Origin of the sequence: Nocardia sp. NPDC056064, from assembly GCF_042266925.1 — a bacterium.
In the GTDB taxonomy this organism is placed as follows: domain Bacteria; phylum Actinomycetota; class Actinomycetes; order Mycobacteriales; family Mycobacteriaceae; genus Nocardia.
In genome coordinates, this window is sequence record NZ_JBHJWO010000001.1 from 3027593 (window position 1) to 3053497 (window position 25905).

1 protein-coding gene (running past one end of the window) is annotated in these 25905 nt (G+C 71.0%); it reads right to left on the bottom strand.

Translation table 11 applies throughout. The features are described 5' to 3' along the window. Positions 1–25712, bottom strand: the 5' portion of a protein-coding gene (locus ACFC06_RS13940; RefSeq protein WP_375930104.1) for a non-ribosomal peptide synthase/polyketide synthase. 18040 nt of this gene lie to the left of the window's left edge; the window shows 25712 of its 43752 coding nt (coding positions 1–25712); its start codon is at positions 25710–25712; the stop codon falls past the left edge of the window. Positions 25713–25905: the final 193 nt, after the last annotated feature.

Genomic DNA, 25905 nt, shown 5'->3' on the forward strand with positions numbered 1-25905 from the left:
TCGGCGTCGGTGACCGGACGGGACGGGTAGCCGGACAGGTCGAGTTCGTCGACCACGAGGGTCGGCGCGTCCGACGGCGCGAAGGCGTCGGTGGCGGTGGTGAGCACGACCACCGGACGCGCCGTCTCCAGCACGTAGGCGATGCGGTCGGCGGGCTGATCCAGGTCCAGCGGCACGTACGCGCCACCCGCGGCGAGCACCGCGTACATGGCGACGACGAGATCGGTGGAGCGGCGGATGCCCAGTGCCACCAGGGTGTCGGGGCCGACACCGGTCTCGATGAGCTTGCGCGCCAGCCGGTGTACCCGGTCGGCGAACTCGCCGTAGGACAGAGCTGTCCCCTCGAAACTCAGCGCCGTGGCGTCGGCATCGCGCTCGGCGAGAGCGAACAGATCGAGCAGGGTCTCGCCGGTGTCGGCCGGGACCACGAAGGATCCGACCCCGACCCCACCCATCCCGATCAGCTCGGTGGCATTCCACTCCGACAGCACGAGCTCGCGTTCGCGGGCGTCGAGCAGATCGAGATCACCGACGGCCCGCTCGGGGGCGGCCGCGATCTCGGCGAGCAGGCGCGCGAACCGGGCGCCGAAGCGGTCCATGGTGTCGGCGTCGAAGAGATCGGTGGCGTAGATCAGCTCGGCGACGATGCCCGAAGGCGCGTCGGCGGGCTTCTCGGTGAGCACGACCTGGAGGTCGAACTTGGCCACGTCGATCGGCAGGTCGACCCCGCTGACGGTGAGACCGGGCAGTTCGAGGCTGGTCTGGGCGGTGTTCTGGAAGGCCAGCATCACCTGGAACAGCGGGTGGCGTGCCTGCGAGCGGGCCGGGTTGAGGATCTCCACCAGGCGCTCGAAGGGCAGGTCGGCGTGGCCGAAGGCGGCGATATCGCTCGCCCGCACCGCACCGAGCAGGTCGGTGAAGCTCGCCTCGCCCTCGACCTCGGTGCGCAGCACCAGGGTGTTGACGAACATGCCGATCAGGTCGTCGAGGGCGCGTTCACCACGGCCCGCGATCGGGGTACCGATGGCGATGTCGGACTCGCCGGACAGCCGCGCGAGCAGCACGGCCAGGGCGGCGTGGGCGACCATGAACAGCGTCGCGCCACGAGCGCGGGCCAGCTCGGTGAGCGCCGCGTGGGTGGCGGCGTCGATCTCGAAGGTGTGGGTGGCGCCGCGACCACTGGCGATCGCGGGACGCGGGCGGTCGGCGGGCAGGTCCAGCTGCTCGGGCAGGCCGCGCAGCCGCTCGCCCCAGAAGGCGATCTGCTGGGCGATCACCGAGGACGCGTCGTCCTCGTCGCCGAGTACCCCGCGCTGCCACAGCGCGAAGTCGGCGTACTGCACCTCGAGCGGACGCCAGGCGGGCTCGGCGCCCTCGACGCGGGCGCTGTAGGCCGTCATCACGTCGCGGGTGAGCGGGCCCATGGAGAAGCCGTCGGAGGAGATGTGGTGCACCACCAGGGCCAGCACGTGCTCGGTGGGGCTCACCTCGAACAGCGCGGCCCGGAACGGCACCTCGGCGGTGACGTCGAAGGCCGTCAGCACCAGGGCCGAAAGGCGTTGCGGCAGTTCGGCGGTGGTGGTCTCGATCGGCGCGAGGTCCGGGATGACCTTGCCGGTCGGCACGATCACCTGGTGGCCCGCGCCGCCGACCTCCGGGTAGTAGGTGCGCAGCGACTCGTGGCGGGCGAGCACGTCGGCCACGGCCACCTGGAGCGCCTGGCGGTCCAGCAGACCCGACAGCCGCACGGCGGCCGGGATGTTGTCGACCGCGGACTCCGGGTCGAAGCGGTTGAGGAACCACATGCGCTGCTGGGCCAGCGACAGCGGCACCCGCGCGGGGCGCTGCTGCGGGACCAGCGGGGCGCGGCGTTCGGTGCCGGAGTGGGTCTCGGCCCGCGCGGCCAGCCCGGCCACGGTCGAAGCCTCGAACAGCTCGCGCACGCCGATGTCGGTCTCCAGGGCGGCCGACAGGCGCGCGGCCACCTGGGTGGCGGTCAGCGAGTTGCCGCCGAGGGCGAAGAAGTCGTCGTCCAGGCCCACCCGTTCCAGGCCGAGCACATCGGCGAAGGTGGCGGCGACGATCTCCTCGACCGGCGTGGTCGGGGCGCGGAAGACCGCGGCCTCGAACACCGGCGCGGGCAGCGCCTTGCGGTCGAGCTTGCCGGAGGCGTTGAGCGGGAACTCGTCGAGCACCACGATCACGGCGGGCACCATGTAGGCGGGCAGGTTGGCGCCCAGTTCCTCGCGGGCGTCCTCGATGTCGACGGTGCGGCCGGTGGCCGGGATGACGTAGGCGACCAGCTGGTCACCGGCGTGCTGGTCCCCGCGCACCACGACCACCGACTGGGCGACCTCGTCGAGGCCGGTCAGCGCCGCCTCGATCTCGCCCAGCTCGATGCGCAGACCACGCAGCTTCACCTGGAAGTCGGTGCGGCCCAGGTATTCCAGCTCACCGTGCTCGGTCCAGGCGACGAGGTCGCCGGTGCGGTACATGCGTTCGCCGTCGGTCCCGAACGGGTCGGCGACGAAGCGGTCGGCGGTCAGGTCCGGCCGGGCGACGTAGCCGCGCGCCAGCTGGGTGCCCGCGAGGTAGAGCTCACCCGCGACACCCACCGGGACGGGCCGCAGGCGCGCGTCGAGGACGTAGACCTGGGTGTTGAACACCGGGGCGCCGATCGGGACGGTGTCCACATCGGTGTCGACGACCTCGTGGAAGGTGACGTCGACCGCGGCCTCGGTGGGGCCGTACAGGTTGTGCAGGGCCGCGCCGGTGAGCTCGCGCAGGCGGTGCGCGGGCTTGGGCGGCAGCGCCTCACCCGAGGCGAAGACCATGCGCAGCGACTCGCAGCGGGCCGCGGCGGCGTCGGCGACGAACACCGCGAGCATCGAGGGCACGAAGTGGGTGACGGTGACGCTCTCGGCCCGGATGATCTCGGCCAGGTAGGCCGGATCACGATGACCGTCGGGCTTGGCCACCACCAGGCGCGCACCGATCTGCAAGGGCCAGAAGAACTCCCACACCGACACGTCGAAGGTGGCGGGGGTCTTCTGGAGTACCACGTCGTCGGCGGTGAGACCGTACGCGGCCTGCATCCACACCAGACGGTTCACGATCGCCCCGTGGCTCACGGCCACACCCTTCGGGCGACCCGTCGAACCGGAGGTGAAGATGACATACGCGGTGTTCGACGGACGCAGCGGCGCAACGCGTTCGGCGTCGGTGAGGCGGGTGTCGGTGTAGCCGGCCAGGTCGAGCAGGTCGATGCGGACCTGCGCGGTGTCGATCTCCAGATCGGTGCCCGAGGTGAGCACACACACCGGATCGGCCGTCGCCAGAATGTATTCCGTGCGCTCGGCCGGGTGATCGGGGTCCAGCGGCACGTAGGCGCCACCGGCCACGGTGACGGCGTACATACCGACGACCAGGTCGATCGAGCGGCGCATGCCCAGGGCCACATAGCTTTCCGGGCCCACGCCGCGGTCGACCAGCCAGCGGGCCAGGCGGTAGACCCGCTGACCGAACTCGGCGTAGGACAGACTCGTCCCCTCGAAGGACAGCGCGGTCGCGTGCGGAGTCGCGGCGAGCTGGGCCTCGAACAGCGAGACCAGGGTGGCCCGCTGGTCGACCTCGTGCGCGGTGGCGTTCCACTCGCGCACGACGAGTTCGCGTTCGGCGGCGTCGAGCAGTTCCAGATCGCCCACGGCGACACCGGGTTCGGTGGTGATCGCGGTGAGCACCCGGATCAGGCGCTCGGCGATGCGATGCACGGTGGCCGCGTCGAACAGGTCGCTGAGGTAGCCCGCGCGGATGCGCAGCTGGGTGTCGAGCTGGGCGATGAGCGAGAGCGGGTAGTGGGTGGCGTCGGCGGCGTCCAGACCGGTGACGGCCATGCCGTCGATATCGGCGGCCTGGGCCTTGATGCCCTCGGCGTCGACCGGGTAGGACTCGAAGACCACCAGCGAGTCGAACAGGCCACCGATGCCCGCCGCGGACTGGATCTCGGCCAGGCCGATGTAGTGGTGGTCGAGCAGGTCGGCCTGCTCGCCCTGGGTGCGGGTGAGCACCTCGCGCACCGATTCGGCGGCGTCGAAACGCACCCGGACCGGGACGGTGTTGATGAACAGACCCACCATGGATTCCACGCCGGACAGCTGCGCGGGACGGCCGGAGACGGTGGTGCCGAAGAGCACGTCGTCGCGGCCGGTCATCCGGCCGAGCACGATCGACCAGGCGACCTGCAGGACCGTGTTCGGGGTGACGCCGAGCTCGGCGGCCAGCGCGACCAGGCGGGCCGTGGCCGCCTCGTCGAGGTCGAACAGGTACTCCTGCGACAGCGCCGCGATCTCGCGACCGGCCTCGGGACGGGCGAGCAGGGTCGGCTCGGTGACGCCGCGCAGGGCCTCGGACCAGGCCGCCACCGACACCGAATGATCCTGCTGGGCAACCCATTCCAGGAAGTGCCGGTACGAGCGCTGAGCGGGCAACGCGCTGGCGTCGCCGTGCAGGGCGTAGAGCGCGAGCAGGTCGCGCATGACCAGCGGGGTCGACCAGCCGTCGAGCAGGATGTGGTGGTTGGACACCACGAAGCGCCACTCGTCCTCGGCGACCCGGATGAGGGTGAACCGGATCAGCGGCGGCGCGGCCAGATCGAAGCGGGCGGTGCGGTCGGCCTCGACCAGGTCGGCGAACTCGCCGGTGTCGACGCGGTCGTGCTCGGTCCACGACACCGGGGTGTGGTCGAGGACGATCTGCACGGCATTGCCGTCGTGGTCGGTGACGAAGGCGGTGCGCAGGGTCTCGTGCCGGTCCAGCAGGGCCTGGGCGGCGGCGCGCAGACGGGTGGCGTCGACACGGCCGGTGAGGGTGAGGACCGCCTGCGCGGTGTAGACGTCGACCGAGCTCGCGGCCAGGCGGGCGTGGAAGAACAGACCGGCCTGCAGGGCGGCCAGCGGCCACACCTGGGTCAGCTCGGGGTAGCGCTTCTCCCAGAGATCGATATCGCGCTGGGTAGAGCGCACGAGCGCGAAGTCCGACGGCGTGTGGCCGCCGGCGTCGGCCGAGTTGGCGTGCCGGGCAACGGCTTCCAGCGCGGTGACCCACAGGTCGGCGAACTCGCGCACCTCGGCGGCGGCGAGCAGCGTGCTCGGGTAACCGATGTTCGCGCTGAGCTTGTCACCGACGACGATCGCGTTGACGTCCAGCGGCGCCATGGCGGGCATGTCGGCGTCGTAGGCACCACCCAGAGCGGCCAGCTCCGGCGCGGGAATCCAGCCGAAGCCGCGCAAGGCGTCGGGCACATCGCTGTCGGCGACCCGGCCCAGGTAGTTGAAGCTGATCTGGCCGGGCAGCTCGGTGGGCAGCTCGGCGGCGGTGTCGGCGTTGAGGTACCGCAGCAGGCCGTAGCCGATGCCCTTGTCGGGCACCGCGAGCAGCTGCTCCTTGACGGCCTTGACCGCCTGACCCAGCGCGGGCCCACCGGCGAGCGCGGCGTCGATATCGATCCCGGCCAGGTCGAGGCGGACCGGGAAGATCGCGGTGAACCAGCCGACGGTGCGGGAGAGATCGGCGCCGGGCGCGACCTCTTCCTCACGGCCGTGGCCTTCGAGCCGCACCAGCAGGGCGTCGTCGGCGGCGGTCGCGCCGTTGCCCGCGGCGAGGCGGGTGCCACGCCACTTGGCGGCGGCCAGGGCCAGCGCGGTGAGCAGACCGTCGTTGACGCCACCGTGGAACAGCGCCGGGACGGTGGTGAGCAGGGCCTTGGTGACCTCGGCGGACACCTCGACCGGCAGCTTCTCGATGACACCGGAGACGTCGACGGCCGGGTTCATCGGCCGCTCGGTGAGCAGCGGGTCCGGGGTCGCGACGACCTCGCGCCAGAAGTCCAGCTCGGCGGTGCGCTCGGGGGTACGCGCCTCGTCGGCCAAGGCGTGCGCCCAGGCGCGCATGGAGGTGGCCGGGGCGACCAGTTCGGGCTGCTGACCGGCGGACAGCTGACCCCAGGCGGCCACGAAGTCGGGCACCAGGATGCGCCAGGAGACGCCGTCGACCACGAGGTGGTGCGCGACGACGATCAGGCGACCCGCGCGCGCGGCGGCATCGGGCTCCAGCCACACGAACCGCACGACCACACCGTCGGCGGGGTCGAGCCGGTCAAGACCGGCATCCAGTGCGGCGGAGGCGATCTCGACCAGCTGGTCGTCGGTGGCGTCGGCAGGGAAGGTGCTGTGGTCGATGAGCGCGTCGGCGTCGACGGTGCCCGCAGGCGCGGTGGTGACCACCCAGCGGCCGTCGACCTGGTGCAGGCGCGCGCGCAGCATGTCGTGGCGGTCGATGACCGCGCCGACGGTGGCGACGATGCCCGCACGGTCGATGCCGACCGGCAGTTCCAGCGCCATGGTCTGGTTGAACCGGCCGAAGGAGCCGGAGCGCTCGGCCATGAACCGCACGACCGGGGTCAGCGGCATCTCACCGACGCCACCACCCGGCAGCTCGGCGAGGGTGATCGCGGAAGCGGCTGCCACATCCGCGGTTTCGGCCACGGCGGCCAGCCCGGCGACGGTGCGCTGCTCGAAGACGTGGCGCGGGGTGAACAGCACGCCACGGGCCTTGGCCCGCGAGACCAGCTGGATGGAGACGATCGAGTCGCCGCCGAGGGCGAAGAACGAGTCGTCCACACCGACGCGCTCCACACCGAGCACCTCGGCGAAGACCTCGGCGATGGTCTGCTCGATGGGGGTGCGCGCGGCCCGGAAGGTGACCTCGGTGGCGAACACCGGCTCCGGCAGCGCCTTGCGGTCGAGCTTGCCGACCGGGGTGAGCGGCACGTGGTCGATCACCATGATCGAGGAGGGCACCATGTAGGCGGGCAGGCGTTCCTCGACATGCGCGGTCAGCGCCGCGACATCGATCGAACGACCCGGCGCGGCAACCACATACGCGACCAGCGAGACCGCGCCCGCGGTGCTCTTGTGGCCGAGGGTGGTGGCGAAGTCGACGGTCTCGTGCGCGGCCAGCGCCGAGTCGATCTCGCCCAGTTCGATACGGAAGCCACGGATCTTGACCTGGAAGTCGGAGCGGCCGACGTATTCGACGGTGCGCTCGGCGGTCCAGCGGACCACGTCGCCGGTGCGGTACATCCGCTCCCCCGGCACGAACGGGTCGGCGACGAACCGGTCGGCGGTGAGGCCGGGCCGGGCGTGGTAGCCGCGGGCCAGCTGGATGCCCGACAGATACAGCTCACCCGCGACACCCACCGGCACGGGCTGGAGCTGGGCGTCCAGGATCAGCGAGCGCATACCGCGCGTCGGGCCACCGATGGTGACCAGCTCGCCCGGCGTCAGCGCGGCGCTGATATTGGTCATGATCGTGGTTTCGGTCGGGCCGTACCCGTTGTGGAAGGCGCGAATCGTGCCGTCCGCCAACGGAACCGCCCACTTGCTCACCAGATCGGCGGGCACCGCCTCACCACCGGCGACGAGCACGCGCAGCGAGTCGAGGCCGCTCGGGTCGAAGGTGGCCAGGGCGGCGGGGGTGATGAAGGCGTGGGTGACCCGCTCGGTGCGGATCAGCTCGGACAGTTCGTCACCGCCGTAGACACCCGGCGGCACGACCACCAGGGCACCGCCGCGGGCCAGCGCCAGCAGCAGTTCCAGGATCGAGGCGTCGAACGAGGGCGAGGCGAAATGCAGTGCGCGCGAATCGGAGTCGAGGGCGTAGCGCTGGGCCTGCTCCTCGCCGAAGTTGGCCAGACCGGCGTGGGTGACCACGACGCCCTTGGGCACACCGGTGGAACCGGAGGTGTAGATGACGTAGGCGGGCTGCTCGGGGCTGGTCTCGCGGACCAGTTCCGCGTCGGCGATCGGACCGCCGTCGACGGCGGCCAGATCGAGGTCTTCCAGCACCAGCCAGCGCGCGGAGTCGGGCAGGCCGTCGCGCACGGCGGCCACCGTGAGACCCAGCGGTGAGCCGGAGTCGGTGACCATGTGGGCGATGCGGTCGGCGGGGTAGGTCGGGTCGACCGGGACGAACGCGGCGCCGGTCTTGGCGACGGCCCAGGCGGCCAGCACCGAGTCGGCCGAACGCGGGACACCCACGGCGACAAGGTCTTCCGCGCCGATGCCTTCCGCGATCAGCAGGCGGGCCAGGCGGTTGGAGCGCTCGTCGAGATCGGCGTAGGACAGAGCTGTCCCCTGGAACACGACGGCATCGCCGGTCGGGTTCTGGGCGACGGCCTCGGCCAGCAGCGTGCGCAGGGTGCGCGCGGGCACGGGCGGCTCGCCGACCCGGAACACCAGGTCGGCCCGCTCGGCGGCATCGAGGACATCGATCGCGCCGACGGTCACCGACGCGTCGGCGGCCACGGCCTCGAGCACGCGCTCCCAGCGGGTGGCGATGGTGTCGACGGTGGCCTCGTCGAACAGTTCGGTGGCGTAGTTCAGGGCCAGCGCCATCCCGCCGCTGCCGGGTTCGCCCAGCTCGGACAGGGTGAACTGCAGGTCGAAGCGGGCGACGCTCTCCTCGAGGTCGAGCGCGGAGACGGCCAGGCCGGGCAGTTCCAGGGTGGTGCGGTCCAGGTTCTGGAAGGCCAGCATCACCTGGAACAGCGGGTTGCGCGACTGCGAGCGCTCGGGCGCGAGGAGTTCCACCAGGCGCTCGAAGGGCACGTCGGCATTGCCGTAGGCGTCGAGGTCGGTCTTGCGGGACTGCTCGAGCAGGTCGGTGAACGTCTCGCCGGGGCGCACGCCGGTGCGCAGCACCAGGGTGTTGACGAACATGCCGACCAGGTCGTCGAGGGCCTGCTCGCCACGGCCCGCGATGGGCGTGCCGACGGCGATGTCGTCGGAGCCGGAGAGCCGGGCCAGCAGCACGGCCAGTGCGGTGTGCATGACCATGAACAGCGAGGTGCCCTGGCGGCGGGCCAGTTCGTCGAGCCTGCCGATCAGTTCCGGCGGCAGCTCGCGGTGCACGGTGGCGCCGCGATGCGAGGCGATGGCCGGGCGGGGGCGGTCGAAGGGCAGGGTGAGCTCGTCGGGGATGCCGGCGAGCTGGGTCTGCCAGTAGCCGACCTGGCGCGACATCAGCGAGTCGGTGTCGTCCTCGGTGCCGAGCACCGCGCGCTGCCAGATCGCGAAATCGGCGTACTGCACCGGCAGCGGCGCCCAGCCGGGCGCGGTGCCCTGGGCGCGGGCGGTGTAGGCCAGCATCACGTCGCGGGTCAGCGGCGCGATGGAGAAGCCGTCGGCGGCGATGTGGTGGACCACCACGACGAGGATGTGCTCGTCGGCACTCGCCCGGAACAGGCGGGCGCGCAGCGGAACCTCTTCGGCCACATCGAATCCGGCCGAGGCGAACTCGGTGACGGTCTCGAAGAGCCGCTCCGGTGCGACGGTGACCGGGCGCAGGTCCAGCGACATGCGTTCGGCGGCCACGATCTGCTGCACCGGGGTGCCGCCGTGCTCGGGGTAGCGGGTGCGCAGCGACTCGTGCCTGCGCACCAGGTCGGCCAGCGCCAGCGCCAGCGCCTCGGTGTCGAGGGCGCCGGTGAGGCGGATCGCCACGGGCAGGTTGTAGGCGGCGGAGGTGGTGTCGTACTTGTTGAGGAACCACATGCGCTGCTGCGCGAACGACAGCGGCACCAGTTCACCCTCGGTGCGCTCGCGGGCGACCAGCGCCGCGCGGGCGGTGCCGCCGGTGTGCGATTCCACCCGGGTGGCCAGGGCCTCCACGGTGGAGGCCTCGAACAGCGCGCGCACCGGCACCGTCGCGCCGAGCGCCGCGCCGATGCGGGCGACCACGCGGGTGGCGATCAGCGAGTTGCCACCGAGTTCGAAGAAGTCGTCGTCGACGCCGACCCGGTCCAGGCCGAGCACCTCGGCGAAGACCGCGGCCACGGTCTCCTGCACCGGCGTCACCGGGGCACGGAAGGCGCGCGCCTGCACCGCGGGTGCGGGCAGGGCACGGCGGTCCAGCTTGCCGTTGACGGTCAGCGGAATCCATTCCAGGCGGACCAGCGCCGCCGGGACCATGTACGCGGGCAGCTGTTCGGCCGCGCCGCTGCGCACCACGTCGAGATCGGGCTGGGCCTCGCCGTCGGCGACCACATAGGCGACGATGCGCTGGTCACCGGGCTGGTCCTCGCGCACGATGACCGCGGCCTGCGCGATACCGGGCTGGGCCAGCACGGCGGCCTCGATCTCGCCGAGCTCGATGCGGAAGCCGCGCACCTTGACCTGATCGTCGGCACGGCCCAGGTATTCGAGCTCACCGAAGCGGTTCCAGCGCGCGAGGTCGCCGGAACGGTACAGCCGGGAACCGGCCTGGTTCGGGCCCGCGAGCGGGTTGGCGACGAAGCGGGTCGCGGTGAGGTCGGGGCGCCCGAGGTAGCCGCGCGCCAATTGCGGTCCGGCGACGTACATCTCACCCGCGACACCCACCGGCACCGGCCGCAGCCGGTTGTCGAGCACGTAGACGCCCAGGCCCGCGATGGCCCGGCCGACGACCGAACCGGACGCGGCGGCAATGGTTTTCGCGTCCAGCGCGCGGAACGACACGTGCACCGTGGTCTCGGTGATGCCGTACATGTTGACCAGCGTCGGCAAGCTGTCGCCGCGCCGGGCCACCCAGTCCGACAGGCGGCGCAGTTCCAGCGCCTCACCACCGAAGACCACATAGCGCAACGCCAGCGGCGCCAGGCCCGGTCCGGCGTTCCGGTCGGCCTCGGCGAGCTGGTAGAACGCCGACGGGGTCTGGTTGAGCACGGTGACCTGCTCGACGCGCAGCAGTTCCAGGAACTGCTCGGGCGAGCGGGAGGTGTAGTAGTCCACCACGATCAGCGAGCCGCCGAACAGCAGCGGGCCCCACAGCTCCCACACCGAGAAGTCGAAGGCGTAGGAGTGGAACAGCGTCCACACATCGCGCGGGCCGAAGCCGAAGTCGCGATCGGTATTGGCGAACAGCCGCACCACATTCCGGTGCGCGACGGCGACGCCCTTGGGGCGGCCGGTCGAGCCGGAGGTGTAGATGACGTAGGCGACATTGTCCGGCGAGAGCGGCGCGATGCGGTCGGCGTCGGTGATCGGCAGGTCGTCGGCGTCCTCGACATTGCCGGTCTCCACGGCGAACCCGTCGAGCACCACCGAGGGCAGGTGGCCGGGCACGGTCACCTGGACGGTGGAGTCGAGCACCACGCTGGTGGGCCGGGAGTCCTCGAGCACGTAGGCGATGCGCTCGGCCGGGTAGGTCGGGTCGACGGGCACGTAACCGGCGCCGGTCTTGACCACGGCCAGCAGCGCCACGACGAGATCGAGCGAGCGCGGCAGGATCACCGCGACGAGCGATTCGGGACCGGCGCCGTCGGCGATCAGCCTGCGCGCCAGCACATTCGCGCGCCGGTCGAGCTCGGCGTAGGTCAGCGATTCCACACCGAACTTGGCGGCGATGCGATCCGGGTAGGCGACCGCGGCGGCGTCGAACAGGTCGACCAGCGTGGTGTGCTTGTTGCCGAACAGCCCGCGGCGATGACCCGCCGGGGTGGTGGCGTCGTGGACGACCGGCAGACCGATGGCGTCGGCACCCGAGGACACCCAGCGCTGGGCGACATCACGCTGTTCGGCCTCACCGAGCAGGTCGATGTCGCCGACGATCACGTCCGGGTTCTCCGCGACGCTCCGCAGGATGCGGACCAGGCGGTCACCGAAGGCGGCGACGGTCTCGGCGTCGAACAGATCGGTGGCGTAGTTCCACGACAGCGCCAGCGAGCCGTCGGCGGCCTCGCCCACGGTGAGCTGCACGTCGAATTTGGCTGTGCCCGGGTCGAAGTCGACGACATCGAGGTCCAGGCCCGGCAGCGCGACGGTGCCCGCGTCGGCGGCGGTGGCCGCCTCGAAGGTGAGCGCCACCTGGAACAGCGGGTGGTGCGCCTGCGAGCGGGTGGGGCTGAGCACGTCGACGAGCCGTTCGAAGGGCACGTCGGCGTTGGCGAAGGCCGACAGGTCGACCTTGCGGACCTGGTCGAGCAGGTCGGCGAAGCTGCCGCCGAGGTCGACTTCGCTGCGCAGCACCAGGGTGTTGACGAACATGCCGACCAGGTCGTCGAGCGAGCGCTCGCCACGACCGGCGATCGGGGTGCCGATGGCGATGTCGGTGCTGTTGGACAGGCGCGCGGCCCAGGTGGCCAGCGCCGCGTGCATCACCATGAACAGCGTGACGCCACGGGCCTTGGCGATCTCGGTGAGCGCCTGGTGCAGCGGCGCGTCCACCGAGAAGCGGTACAGGTCACCGGCATTGGTGGCGACCTCCGGCCGGGGCCGGTCGGCGGGCAGCTCGATCTGGTCGGGCAGATCGCGCAGCTGCTCGGTCCAGTAGGCGATCTGGCTCGCCGCGACCGACTCCGGATCGCTCTCCTCGCCGAGGACTTCGCGCTGCCACAGCGTGTAGTCGGCGTACTGCACCTCGAGCGGCGCCCACGCGGGCACCTCGCCCCGGGCGCGTTCGGTGTAGGCGACCACGACATCGCGCAGCAGCGGACGCAGCGAGAAGCCGTCACCGCTGATGTGGTGCATGACGAGCACGGCGACGTGGGTCTGCTCGTCGACGCGCAGCAGGCTCGCGCGGAAGGGCACCTCGCGGGTGACGTCGAAGTGCACGCCCGCCAGCTCCACCACGCGGGCGACCACGTCACCGGCGGCCACGGGCTGGGCAGGCAGGGCGAAGCGGACCTCGTCGGCGGGCAGGATCTGCTGGTAGCCGGCGCCTTCCACCTCGGGATAGAAGGTGCGCAGCGATTCGTGCCGCGCGGTGACATCGGCGATGGCGGCTTCGAGAGCTGCCACGTCGAGATCGCCGGTGAGGCGGATGGCCACCGGGATGTTGTTGACCGCGGTGCGGTTGTCGAAGCGGTTGAGGAACCACATGCGCTGCTGGGCCTGCGAGAGCGGGACCAGCTCGGGGCGCGGCCGGGCGGCGAGCGGGATGCGCCCGCCGCGTCCGGTGGCGGTCTCCACCCGCGCGGCCAGCGCGGCCACGGTCGAGGCCTCGAACAGCGCGCGTAGCGGCACCTGGGTGTCGAGCGCCTCGGACAGGCGCGCGGCGACCCGGGTGGCGATCAGCGAGTTGCCGCCGAGTTCGAAGAAGTCGTCGTCGAGGCCGACCTGACCGGCGCCGAGCACCTCGGCGAAGGTCGCGGCCACGATCTGCTGCACCGGGGTGACCGGTGCCTGGAAGGTGCGCGCCGCGAACACCGGCGCGGGCAGCGCCTTGCGGTCGAGCTTGCCGGAGGCGTTGAGCGGGAAGGCGCTGAGCACCACGTAGGCCGCGGGCACCATGTACACCGGCAGTTCGGCGCCGAGGGCGTCCTTGACCGCGTCGGTGTCGACGGTGGCGCCCGGCTCCGGGATGACGTAGGCGACCAGCTGGTCGCCGGTCCGCTCGTCGGCGCGGACCACGACCACCGACTGGGCGATCGAGGGCTGCGCGGTGAGCGCGGACTCGATCTCGCCGAGCTCGATGCGCAGACCACGCAGCTTCACCTGGAAGTCGGTGCGGCCCAGGTATTCCAGCTCACCGTGCTCGGTCCAGGTGACCAGGTCACCGGTGCGGTACATGCGCTCGCCGGGGGCGAACGGGTCGGCGACGAAGCGGTCCATGGTGAGGTCGGGGCGGCCGACATACCCGTGGGCCAGCTGCACGCCCGCCAGATAGAGCTCACCCGCGACACCCACCGGAACCGGCCGCAGCCGCGAATCCAGCACGTAGAGACGGGTGTTGAAGACCGGGGCGCCGATCGGCACGGTGTCCAGGTCGGCGTCGGTGACCTCGTGGAAGGTCACGTCGACCGCGGCCTCGGTGGGGCCGTACAGGTTGTGCAGGGCCGCGCCGGTCAGCTCGCGCAGGCGCTGGGCGGTGGGCGCGGGCAGCGCCTCACCGGAGGCGAACACATTGCGCAGCGAGACACAGTCCGCGGCAAGCGGTTCGGTGACGAACACGGCCATCATCGACGGCACGAAGTGCACCGTGGTGACCTGCTCGGCCGCGATGAGCCGGGCCAGGTAGGCCGGGTCGCGATGGCCGTCGGGCTTGGCGACCACCAGGCGCGCGCCGACCTGCAAGGGCCAGAAGAACTCCCACACCGACACGTCGAAGGTGGCGGGCGTCTTCTGCAACACCACGTCGTCGGCGGCCAGGCCGTAGGCGGCGTGCATCCACACCAGGCGGTTGACGATGGCCGCGTGGCTCACCGCCACACCCTTCGGACGGCCGGTCGAACCGGACGTGAAGATGACGTAGGCCGTATTGCCCGAGCGCAGCGGCCGGTGCCGGTCGGCGTCGGTGACCGGCTCGGCCGAATGGCCGGACAGATCCAGCTCGTCGATGCGCACCTCGCGACCCGCCGCGGCGGGCAGGCTCTCGCCGGAGGTCAGCACGCACACCGGCTGGGCGGTGTCGAGGATGTGCTCGATGCGCTCGGCCGGGTGATCGGGGTCCAGCGGCACGTACGCGCCACCGGCGGCCGAGACGGCGTACATGCCGACCAGCAGGTCGATCGAACGCCGCGTGCCGAGGGCCACATAGCTTTCCGGGCCGACACCGGCGTCCTTGAGCCAGCGCGCCAGCTGACGCACCCGCACCGCGAATTCGGCGTAGGACAGACTCGTCCCCTCGAAGGTGAGGGCGGTCGCGTCGGGCGTGCGGGCGACCTGGGCCTCGAAGAGGGCGTGCAGGGTGGCCGGGTCGTCGTCACTCGGCGTGCTCAGCGCGGCGTCGGTGGCGAACTCGGTGTCGTTCCAGCGGTCGAGCACCAGGGTGCGTTCGGCGGCGTCGAGCAGTTCGATGTCACCGACGGCGGCCGAGGGGTCGGCCACGATGGCGGTGAGCACACGCAGCAGGCGCGCGCCGAAGGTCGTCGCGAAACCGGCGTCGAAGAGGTCGGTGGCGTAGACGAGTTCGGCGTCGAGGTGACTGTCGTCGTCGGCCGGGACCTCGCTGAGCGCGAGCTGCAGGTCGAACTTGGCGGTGTGCTGGTCGATGCCCAGTTCCGAGACCGTCAGGCCGGGCAGTTCCAGCGTGGTGCGGCCCAGGTTCTGGAACGAGAGCATGACCTGGAACAGCGGGTGGCGCGACTGCGAACGCGCCGGGTTGAGCACCTCGACCAGGCGCTCGAACGGCACGTCGGCGTGGGCGAAGGCGGCCAGGTCGCGTTCGCGGACCTGGGTGAGCAGCTCGGTGAACGAGGCGGCCGGGTCGACCTCGGCGCGCAGCACCAGGGTGTTGACGAACATGCCGACCAGGTCGTCGAGGGCCTGCTGGCCACGTCCTGCCACCGGCGTGCCGATGGCGATGTCGGCGGTGCCCGACAGGCGCGAGAGCAGCACGGCGAAGGCGCTGTGCACCACCATGAACAGGGTGGTGCCGCGCTGGTGGGCCAGCTGGTTGAGCGCTTCCACGAGCTCGCCGGGCACCTCGAAGCGGTGCGTGCCCGCCTGGTAGGTGGCCTGCGCGGGCCGCGACTTGTGGCCCAGACGCAGTTCGTCGGGCAGGTCGGCCAGCGCGTCGCGCCAGTGGTCGAGCTGCTCGGAGATCAGCGAGGTGGGGTCGTTCTCGTCGCCGAGGGTCTCGCGCTGCCACAGCGCGTAGTCGACGTACTGCACCTCCAGCGGCGGCCAGCCCGGCTCGGCGTTGGCGGTGCGCGCCACGTAGGCGGTCATCAGGTCGCGCACCAGCGGGCGCAGTGAGAAGCCGTCGGCGGCGATGTGGTGGACCACCATCACCAGCACGTGCTCGCGTTCGCTGAGCTCGTAGACGCGCAGGCGCACCGGCGCGGCGGCGGTGACGTCGAAACCGCGGCGGGCGAACTCGTAGAGCGAGATCGCCATGTCGGTCTCGTCGGCCTCGATCAGTTCCACCTCGGGAATCGAGACCGCGGCGGCGAGGACCTTCTGGTAGGCCGTGCCGTCGTGCGACGGGTACACCGTGCGCAGCGACTCGTGCCGGGCGATCACGTCGGCGACCGCGCCGCGCAGGGCGGGCAGGTCGAGCAGGCCCTGCAGGCGCACCGCGACGGGGATGTTGTAGGTGCCCGAATCGCCGGTGTCGGCCAGGTCGAAGCGGTTGAGGAACCACATGCGCTGCTGCGCGAGCGACAGCGGCGGATGCTCGGGACGTTGCCGCGCGGTGAGTTCGGCGCGCAGACCGGTGCCCGCGTGCGATTCCACCCGCGCCGCCAGCGCGCCGACCGTGGGCGCCTCGAACAGCGTGCGCACGCCGACCTCGGCGTCGAGCGCCTTGCTCAGGCGCGCGGCCACCTGGGTGGCGACCAGCGAGTTGCCGCCGAGGGCGAAGAAGTCGTCGTCCACGCCGACGCGGTCGGCGCCGAGCAGCTCGGCGAAGATCTCCGCGACGATCTCCTCGATCGGCGTGGCGGGCGCACGGAACACCTTGGCCTCGAACACCGGCGCGGGCAGCGCCTTGCGGTCGAGCTTGCCGGAGGCGTTGAGCGGGAAGGCCTCCAGCACCATCAGCGCCGACGGCACCATGTAGGCGGGCAGTTCGGCGGTGATGCCCGCCTTCACCGCGGTCACGTCCAGGACCGAATCCGGTTCGGGCACCACGTAACCCACGAGCTGATCGCCCGCGTGCGCGTCGGCGCGCACGACGACGACCGACTGGGCCACGCCCGGCTGGGCCAGCAGCGTGGCCTCGATCTCGCCGAGCTCGATGCGCAGGCCGCGCAGCTTCACCTGGAAGTCGGTGCGGCCCAGGTAGTTCAGTTCGCCGTCGCGGGTCCAGGTGACGAGGTCACCGGTGCGGTACATCCGCGAACCGGCCTGCCCGTACGGGTTGGCCACGAAGCGGTCGGCGGTGAGGTCGGCGCGGTTGAGGTAGCCGACGGCGAGCTGTTCGCCCGCCAGATACAGCTCACCCGCGACGCCGGGGGCCACCGGGTGCAGGCGCGAATCCAGCACGAACACCTTGGTGTTCCACACCGGACGGCCGATCGGCACCGACTCCACATCGGCGTCGACGACCTCGTGATAGGTGACGTCGACCGCGGCCTCGGTGGGGCCGTACAGGTTGTGCAGGCGGGCACCGGTCAGCTCGCGCAGGCGCTGCGCGGTGGGCGCGGGCAGCGCCTCACCGGAGGCGAACACCTGACGCAGCCGCACGGCACTGCCGTTGCCGTTGTTGCCCAGCGTCGAGACGAACACCGACAGCATCGAGGGCACGAAGTGCGCGGTGGTGATGCCGCGCTCGGCGATGACCTGCGCGAGGTACACCGGATCGCGGTGGCCGTCGGGCTTGGCGACCACCAGGCGCGCGCCGGTCTGCAAGGGCCAGAAGAACTCCCACACCGACACGTCGAAGGTGGCGGGCGTCTTCTGCAGCACCGCGTCGGCGGCGTCGATCGGGTACTCGTGCTGCATCCACAGCAGCCGGTTGACGATCGCCGCGTGATCGACGGCCACGCCCTTGGGGCGGCCGGTCGAACCCGAGGTGAAGATGACGTAGGCGGTATTGGTGGCCCGCAGCGGACGCGTGCGCTCGGCGTCGGTGATCGGCGCGGCACCGAAATCGGCGGGCAGCTCGATGTTCTCGACGGCCAGCACGGTCGCGCCGTCGGCCTCGAAACCGTCGCGGCGGCTGGTGAGCACCAGCTGCGGCTGCGCGGTCTCGATGATGTGGCCGATGCGGTCGGCGGGCTGATCCGGGTCCAGCGGCACATAGGCCGCACCGGTCTGCAGCACCGCGTACATGGCGACGACGAGTTCGGTGGAGCGCCGGATGGCAAGGGCCACCTGCGAACCCGGGCCGACGCCCTCGGCGATGAGCTTGCGGGCGATGCGGTTGGCCCGCTCCTGCAGCTCGCGGTAGGTCAGTTCCTCGTTCTCGAAGACCAGCGCGACCGCGTCGGGGGTGCGCTCGACCTGCGCGTCGAACAGCGAGACCAGGGTGGCCTCCGGCACGGCACGCGCGGTGTCGTTCCAGTCGACGAGGACCTGCGCGTGCTCCTCGGGCGCGAGCAGATCGATGTCACCGACGGCCACTTCGGGCTCGGCGACGATGGCGGCGAAGATGTTGTCCAGGCGCCGCGCGAAGGCGGCGATGGTGGACTCCTCGAAAAGGTCCAGCGCGTAGGAGAACTCGGCCGACATGCCGCCGGCCTCGCCGTCGGTGTCCTGCACCTCGGTCAGCGTGAGCTGCAGGTCGAACTTGGCCAGCTGCGAGTCGTAGTCGATGCCGCTGACCGACAGGCCGGGCAGTTGCAGCGAGGCCTGCTTGTTGTTCTGGAACGACAGCATCACCTGGAACAGCGGGTGACGTGCCTGCGAGCGCGGCGGGTTGAGCACCTCGACGAGCCGCTCGAACGGCACGTCGGCGTGCGCGAACGCCTGCAGGTCGGTCTCGCGGGCCTGGTCGAGCAGGGTCGCGAAGGAGGTGGCGCCCTCGACCTGCGAGCGCAGCACCAGGGTGTTGACGAACATGCCGACCAGGTCGTCGAGGGCCTGGTCACCACGACCGGCCACGGGCGTGCCGATGGCGATGTCGCTGGTGCCGCTGGCGCGGGCCAGCAGCACGGCCAGCGCGCTGTGCATGACCATGAACAGCGAGGCGTTGTAGCGGCGGCCCAGTTCGACCAGGGCACGCTGGGTGTCACCGGAGATGACGAAGCTGTAGGTGCCACCCCGATAGGTGGCCACCGGCGGACGCGGGTGGTCGGCCGGGAGCACCAGTTCGTCGGGCAGATCGGCGAGTTCGCGGGTCCAGTAGTCGATCTCGGAGGAGATCAGCGACTTGGGGTCGTCCTCGGAGCCGAGTACCTCGCGCTGCCACAGCGCGTAATCGGCGTACTGGACCGGCAATTCGGCCCAGGTCGGCGCCTCCCACGAGGTGCGCGCGGCGTAGGCGACGATGACATCGCGCGACAGCGGCGCCATCGACCAGCCGTCGGCGGAGATGTGGTGCACCACCATGCCGAGCACGTACTCGGTCTCGCTGATCTCGAACAGCCGTGCGTGCAGCGGGACTTCGCTGGTGACATCGAAGGCCATCGAGGCCAGATCGATCAGATGGTCGATGAGGTTGTCCTCGGTGACCCGGTACGGGGTCAGGTCGGGGACGATCTGGGCGGCGTCGAGCACCACCTGCACCGGGCCGTTGCCCGATTCGGGGAACACGGTGCGCAGCGACTCGTGCCGGTCGATCACGTCGATCACGGCGACCTGCAGCGCGGCCACGTCGAGTTCACCGGAGAGCCGGATGGCGACCGGGATGTTGTTGACCGCCGAGGCGGTGTCGAAGCGGTTGAGGAACCACATGCGCTGCTGGGCCAGCGACAGCGGCACCAGATCGGGCCGCTCGCGCGCGACCAGCGCCTTGCGGGCACCGTCACCGGCCTGCGACTCCACCCGCGCGGCCAGCGCCGCGACGGTGGGTGCCTCGAACAGCATGCGCACCGGCACCCGGGTGTCCAGGGCGATGCCGATACGCGAGGCCACCTGGGTGGCGATCAGCGAGTTGCCGCCGAGTTCGAAGAAGTCGTCCTCGACACCGACGCGGCTCAGCTCGAGCACATCGGCGAAGACCTGGGCCACGATCTGCTCGATCGGGGTGGTGGGGGCACGGAACTCGCGCACCTCGAACACCGGCGCGGGCAGCGCGCGACGGTCGAGCTTGCCGTTGACCGTCAGCGGGATCGCGGCGAGCACCATGATCGAGGACGGCACCATGTACGCCGGAAGGCGCTGTGCCACATGGTCGGTCAGGGCGGGGATGTCGATCGAGCTGCCGGGCACCGCGACCACGTAGGACACCAGCGAGGTGCTGCCGCCCTTGTTCTTGTGGCCGATGCTGACGGCGAAGTCGACGGTCTCGTGCGAGGCCAGCGCCGAGTCGATCTCGCCCAGCTCGATCCGGAAACCGCGAACCTTCACCTGGAAGTCGGAGCGGCCGACGTATTCGACATTGCGGTCGGCCGTCCAGCGCACCACGTCACCGGTGCGGTACATCCGCTGACCGGGGGCGTACGGGTTGGCGACGAAACGGTCCGAGGTCAGCGCGGGGCGCGCGTGGTAGCCGCGCGCCATGCCGACGCCGCCGATGTAGAGCTCACCGGCCACGCCCACCGGCACGGGGCGCAGGCGGTCGTCGAGGATCAGGGTGTGGACGCCGCGGATGGGTCCACCGATGACGACCCGCTCCCCCGGGATCAGGCCCTGGGACAGGTTGGAGGCGATGGTGGTCTCGGTCGGGCCGTAGACATTGCCGAGCATGCGGCGCGAGCCGTCGGGCAGCGGCACCGCCCATTTGGTGACCAGCTCCGGCGGCACCGCCTCGCCACCGGCGGCGAGCACCCGCAGGTGATCGAGGCCGCGGGCGTCGAAGGTGGCCAGCGCGGCCGGGGTGACGAAGGCGTGGGTGACCTGCTCGGTGATGAGGATGTCGCGCAGTTCCTCACCGCCGTAGACCCCCGGCGGCACCACGACGAGCGTGCCGCCGCGACCCAGCGCCAGCAGCAGTTCCAGCACCGAGGCGTCGAACGAGGGCGAGGCGAAATGCAGTGCGCGGGTGTCGGTGTCGAGCGAGTACAGCTCGATCTGCTCGGCGCAGAAGTTGGCGACGCTGGCATGGGTCACCACGACGCCCTTGGGCACACCGGTGGAACCGGAGGTGTAGATCAGGTACGCGGGCTGGGCGGGATCGGTCGGGCGGACCAGTTCGCGCGGGGCCAGCGGGGCATCGGAGATGTCGTCGAGATCGATGTCGTCGATCTCGAGCCAGCGCACCGTATCGGGCACCTCGCCCAGCTCGGCGCTGACCGTGATACCCACGGACACACCGGCATCGGCGATCATGTGCGCGATGCGGTCGGCCGGGTAGTTCGGGTCGACGGGCACGAACGCGGCACCGGTCTTGGCGACCGACCACACCGCCAGCACCGACTCCAGCGAGCGCGGCACGGCCACGGCGACGAAGTCCTCGGCACCGAGGCCCTGCTGGATCAGCAAGCGCGCCAACTGGTTCGAGCGGCGATCGAGCTCGCCATAAGACACAGCTGTCCCCTCGAACACCACGGCGGTGGCCTCGGTGTCGCGGGCGGCCTGGGCCATCAGCTGCGGCAGGGTCCGCGCGACCGCGGCGGGGGCGCCGTAGCGGGTGACCAGGTCGGTGCGTTCGGCGTCGTCGAGGACGTCGATCGCGCCGACGGTGACCGCCGGGTCGGCCAGGATGGCGTCGAGCACGCGGCGCCAGCGCAGCAGCAGCTCCTCGACGGTGGCCTGGTCGAACAGGTCGACGGCGTAGGTGAGTACGCCGGTCAGGCCCGAGAGCGAGCCGGTGGTGGTGTGCTCCTCGGTGAGCGTCCACTGCAGGTCGAACTTGGCCATGTCGACCTCGACCTCGTCGGCGCTGACCGTGAGACCGGGCAGCTCCAGCGTGCCGTGCGACATCTCCTGGAACGAGAGCACCACCTGGAACAGCGGGTGGCGCGCCTGCGAGCGCGAGGGGTTGAGCACGTCGACCAGGCGCTCGAACGGCACATCGGCATTGGCGAAGGCCGACAGGTCGGTCTCGCGGGTGCGCGCGAGGAACTCGCTGAACGGCTGGGCCGGGTCGACGTCGGAGCGCAACACCAGGGTGTTGACGAACATGCCGATCAGGTCGTCGAGGGCCTGCTCACCGCGGCCGGCGATGGGCGTGCCCACGGCGATGTCGGTGGTGCCGGACAGGCGCGCGAGCAGCACGGCCAGCGAGGCGTGCACCACCATGAACAGGGTGACGCCGTTGGCGCGGGCCAGCGCGGCCAGCTGGGCGTGGGTCTCGGCGTCGATGTCGAAGCCGACGCGTGCGCCGCGGAAGCTCTGCTGCTGCGGACGCGGGCGGTCGCTGGGCAGATCGAGCTGGTCGGGCAGGCCGTCGAGGGTGCGCTGCCAGTAGTCGAGCTGGCGCGCGGCCATCGACGCGGGATCGCTTTCGGCACCGAGCAATTCGCGCTGCCACAGCGTGTAGTCGCGGTACTGCACGGGCAGCGGCGTCCAGGCGGGCGCCTGCCCGGCCGAGCGGGCCAGGTAGGCGGTGGCCACGTCGCGGGCCAGCGGGCCGAAGGAGAAACCGTCGGCGGCGATGTGGTGGACCACGAACGCGACCGCGAATTCCGGTGTGCCATTGGTCGATCCGCCGGTCACCTGGTAGATCCGTACGCGGATCGGCAGTTCCAGGGTGACGTCGAAGCCGGTGGAGGCGAAGTTGATCAGCTCGTCGTGCAGCAGCGACTGGTCGATCGGGGTCACCGTGATGCCCAGGTCGAACTCGTCGGCGCCGAGGACCTGCTGGAAGCCGCCGTCGGCGTCAGGGAAGACGGTGCGCAGCGATTCCTGGCGCGCCACCACGTCGTCGAGCGCGGCGATGAGCGCGTCGACATCGACGCGGCCCTTCATCCGCACCACGAACGGCAGGTTGTAGGTCGGCGCGGTGGGGTCGAACTGGTTGATGAACCACATCCGCTGCTGGGCCAGCGACAGCGGCACCTGGTCGGGATGTGGCAGCGCGACCAGCGCGGGACGGCTGGAAACCTCGGCGGGCGTGACGGATTCGGCCCGCGCGGCCAGCCCGGCCACGGTCGGGGTCTCGAACAGCGCGCGCACACCGAGCTGGATGCCGAAGGCGGCGCCGATGCGGGCCACCACCTGGGTGGCGACCAGCGAGTTGCCGCCGAGCTCGAAGAAGTTGTCGTCGGCGCCGACGCGTTCCTGGCTGAGCACGTCGGCGAAGATCCCCGCCACGATCTGCTCGGACGGGGTGCGCGGGGCGCGGAAATCGCCTGCGGCGGCGCTGAACACGGGCTCGGGCAGGGCCTTGCGGTCCAGCTTGCCGGAGGTGTTGAGCGGGAACGCGTCGAGCACCATGATCGACGCGGGCACCATGTAGCTGGGCAGCTTCTCGGCGACGAAACGGGTGAGTGTCGCCGGGTCGGCGGACTGGCCCGGCGCGGGCACCACATACGCGACCAGCTGCTGGCCGGTGGCGGTGTCGACCACCAGCACCGCGGCCTGGCTCAGGGTCGGATGGGCCAGCAGGTCGGTCTCGATCTCGCCGAGCTCGATGCGCTGACCACGGAACTTCACCTGGAAGTCGGTGCGGCCGATGTACTCCAGGACGCCCTCGGCGTTCCAGCGCACCAGGTCACCGGTGCGGTACATGCGTTCGCCGGGCCCGCCGACGGGGTTGGCTACGAAGCGGTCCGAGGTCAGGTCCGGGCGGCCGCGGTAGCAGCGCGCGAGCTGACGGCCCGCCAGATACAGCTCACCCGGGGCGCCGATCGCGGCCGGTCGCAGCCGCGAATCCAGCACGTAGACTTCGACATTCCACTCGGGGATACCGATCGGCACCGTGACGGTGTCGGCCTCGGTGGCCTCCCAGTAGGTGACCGAGACCGCGGCCTCGGTGGGGCCGTACAGGTTGTGCAGCCCGGCGGTGGAGATCGCGCGCAGACCGGCGGCGGTCTCCGGCGGCAGTGCCTCACCGATCACGAAAACGGCACGCAGCGTTGCGCATTGGGCCTGCGTGGCGTGGGCGACGAAGACCGTCAGCATGGACGGGACGAAGTCCGTCACGGTGACGCCGTGGCGGGCGATCATGTCCGCGACGTAGAGCGGGTCGCGGTGCCCGTCCGGCGAGGCGATGACCAGCTTGGCGCCGACCATCAGCGGCAGGAAGTAGCCCCACAGCGACACGTCGAAGGTGGTGGCGGTCTTCTGCAGGTAGACGTCGTCGGCGGTGAGCGCGTACTCGTCGAGCATCCACAGCTCTTGGTTGACGATCGCGTGGTGGGTGACGGCCACGCCCTTGGGGCGGCCGGTGGAACCCGAGGTGTAGATGACGTAGGCGGTGTTGTCCGGGCGCAGCGGCGCGAGCCGGTCGGCGTCGGTGACCGGGGTGTCGGCGAAGGCGGCGGTGTCGAGGGTGTCGATCTCCACGCGCGCGACGGTCGCGGGCAGGTCGAGGTCGTCGCGGGTGGTGGTCAGCACGCAGACCGGTGCCGCGGACTCGAGGATGTAGGCGGTGCGGTCGGCCGGGTGGTCGGGGTCGATCGGCACGTAGGCGCCTCCGGCGCGCAGCACCGCGTGCATACCGATCACCAGGTCCAGCGAGCGGCGCATCCCGAGCGCGACCAGCGACTCCGGGCCCACACCGTCGGCGATCAGGAACCGGGCCAGCCGGTTGACCCGCGCGCCGAACTCGGCGTAGGTGAGGGTCTCGCCCTCGAAGTCCAGGGCGACGGCGTCGGGGGTGCGCGGGATCTGCGCGTCCAGCAGGGCGGGCAGGGTGGTGGCGGGGACCTCGTGGGCCGAGTCGTTCCACTCGGTCAGCGAGCGCTCCAGCTCGGCGGTGCCGGTGACCGGCAGCCGCCAGACCGGCAGCGCGGCGTCGGCGGCCAGGAAACGCTCGAAGAACTCGAGGAAGCGGCCGTGGTGGGTGGCCGCCTCGGCCGCGGTGTAGAGGTTGGGGTTGGTCTCGAAGTCGATGTGCGAGCGGGTGCCGCCGTGCGACTGGTAGAAGTTGACGCCCAGGTCCTCGATCGAGCCGGTGGACAGCACATTGAGCGTGCCGTCCATCTCGCCGAAGCGCAGCGCGTTGTCGAAGAGCATGATGTTGACCCACGGGCCGAAGAACTCCGTGGCGACCATGCCGTCACCGGCGGAATCGCGCCGGATGTCCTCGTGGCGGTAGCGCTGGTGGCGCAGCGCCCCGGAGACCTCGGTGGTGACCGCGCGCAGCAGTTCGGCCACGGTGGTGTCGTGGCCCACGCGCAGGCGCAGCGGCACGATGTTGGAGGTGACACCGCCGGAGCGGCGCATCACGGCGGTGGTGCGGCCGGTGACCGGGAGGCTGAGGATCACGTCCTCGGTGCCGGTGATCTGGGCCAGGTATGCCGCGAAACCGGCGATGAGCAGCGGCGCGGAAGTGGTGTCGTGGCGGGCGATGGCCTCGTCGAACACCGTGTCCTGGGCCGGGCGCAGGGCCGCGCTGGTGACGTCGTTGACCGGCGAGGGCGGCGCGGAGCGACCGGTGAGGCTGCTGCCCTCTTCCAGCCCCTCGACGCGCTGGGCCCAGTGCGCCTTGTCGGACTCGAAGCGGGAGCTGTCGCGGTAGGCGATCTCCGACTCGTAGAGGGTGCGCAGGTCGGTGGCCTTGTTGGCCGGGGCCTCGGCGCCGGTGACCGCCGCGGTGTAGAGCTGTGCCGTGCGGTTGACGAAGTTGTTGGCGCCGAAACCGTCGAGCACGATGTGGTGGACGCGGGCATACCAGTACCAGCGCTCGTCCTCGAGCTGCAGCGCGGCGGCCTGGACCAGGCGGTCGGCGACGATGTCGAGCGGGCGGCTGTACTCGCGGCGCATCCACTCGGCGGCGGCGGACTCGGGGTCGGCCTCACCACGCAGGTCGACGTAGATGAGGGTGTCGTCCTGGGTGAGGTCGACGGTCTGCATGGGTTCGCCGTCGATCTCGACGATGCGCAGGAAGCCGGACTGCTGCTCGGCGGCGGCCTCGGAGCTGACGCGTTCGAGCACCGCCACGTCGAGGTGGCCGCGCAGGTCGACGTACTGGGCGATGTTGATCGGCACCTGTGGGTCGACGTGCTGCGCGTACCAGATACCCAGCTGTGCGGGCGAGAGCGGGAAGTACTCCTCGCCGTTTCCGCCGAAATCCAGCCGGTCCAACCCAAACCTCGCTTCCGGAACACCCGTGCAGGCGCTCCCCGACGACACCGGAACGCAGGCGCCTCAGCCGCAACAGCGTGGCGCCTGCGTCTCGGGTTCAATTCTCGAAATCAATCAGGCAAAAAATGTCCATTGGCACTATCTGTCGGCCCGGCCGATCTTGTTACATGGCTGAGACCATGCTCGGGATCGA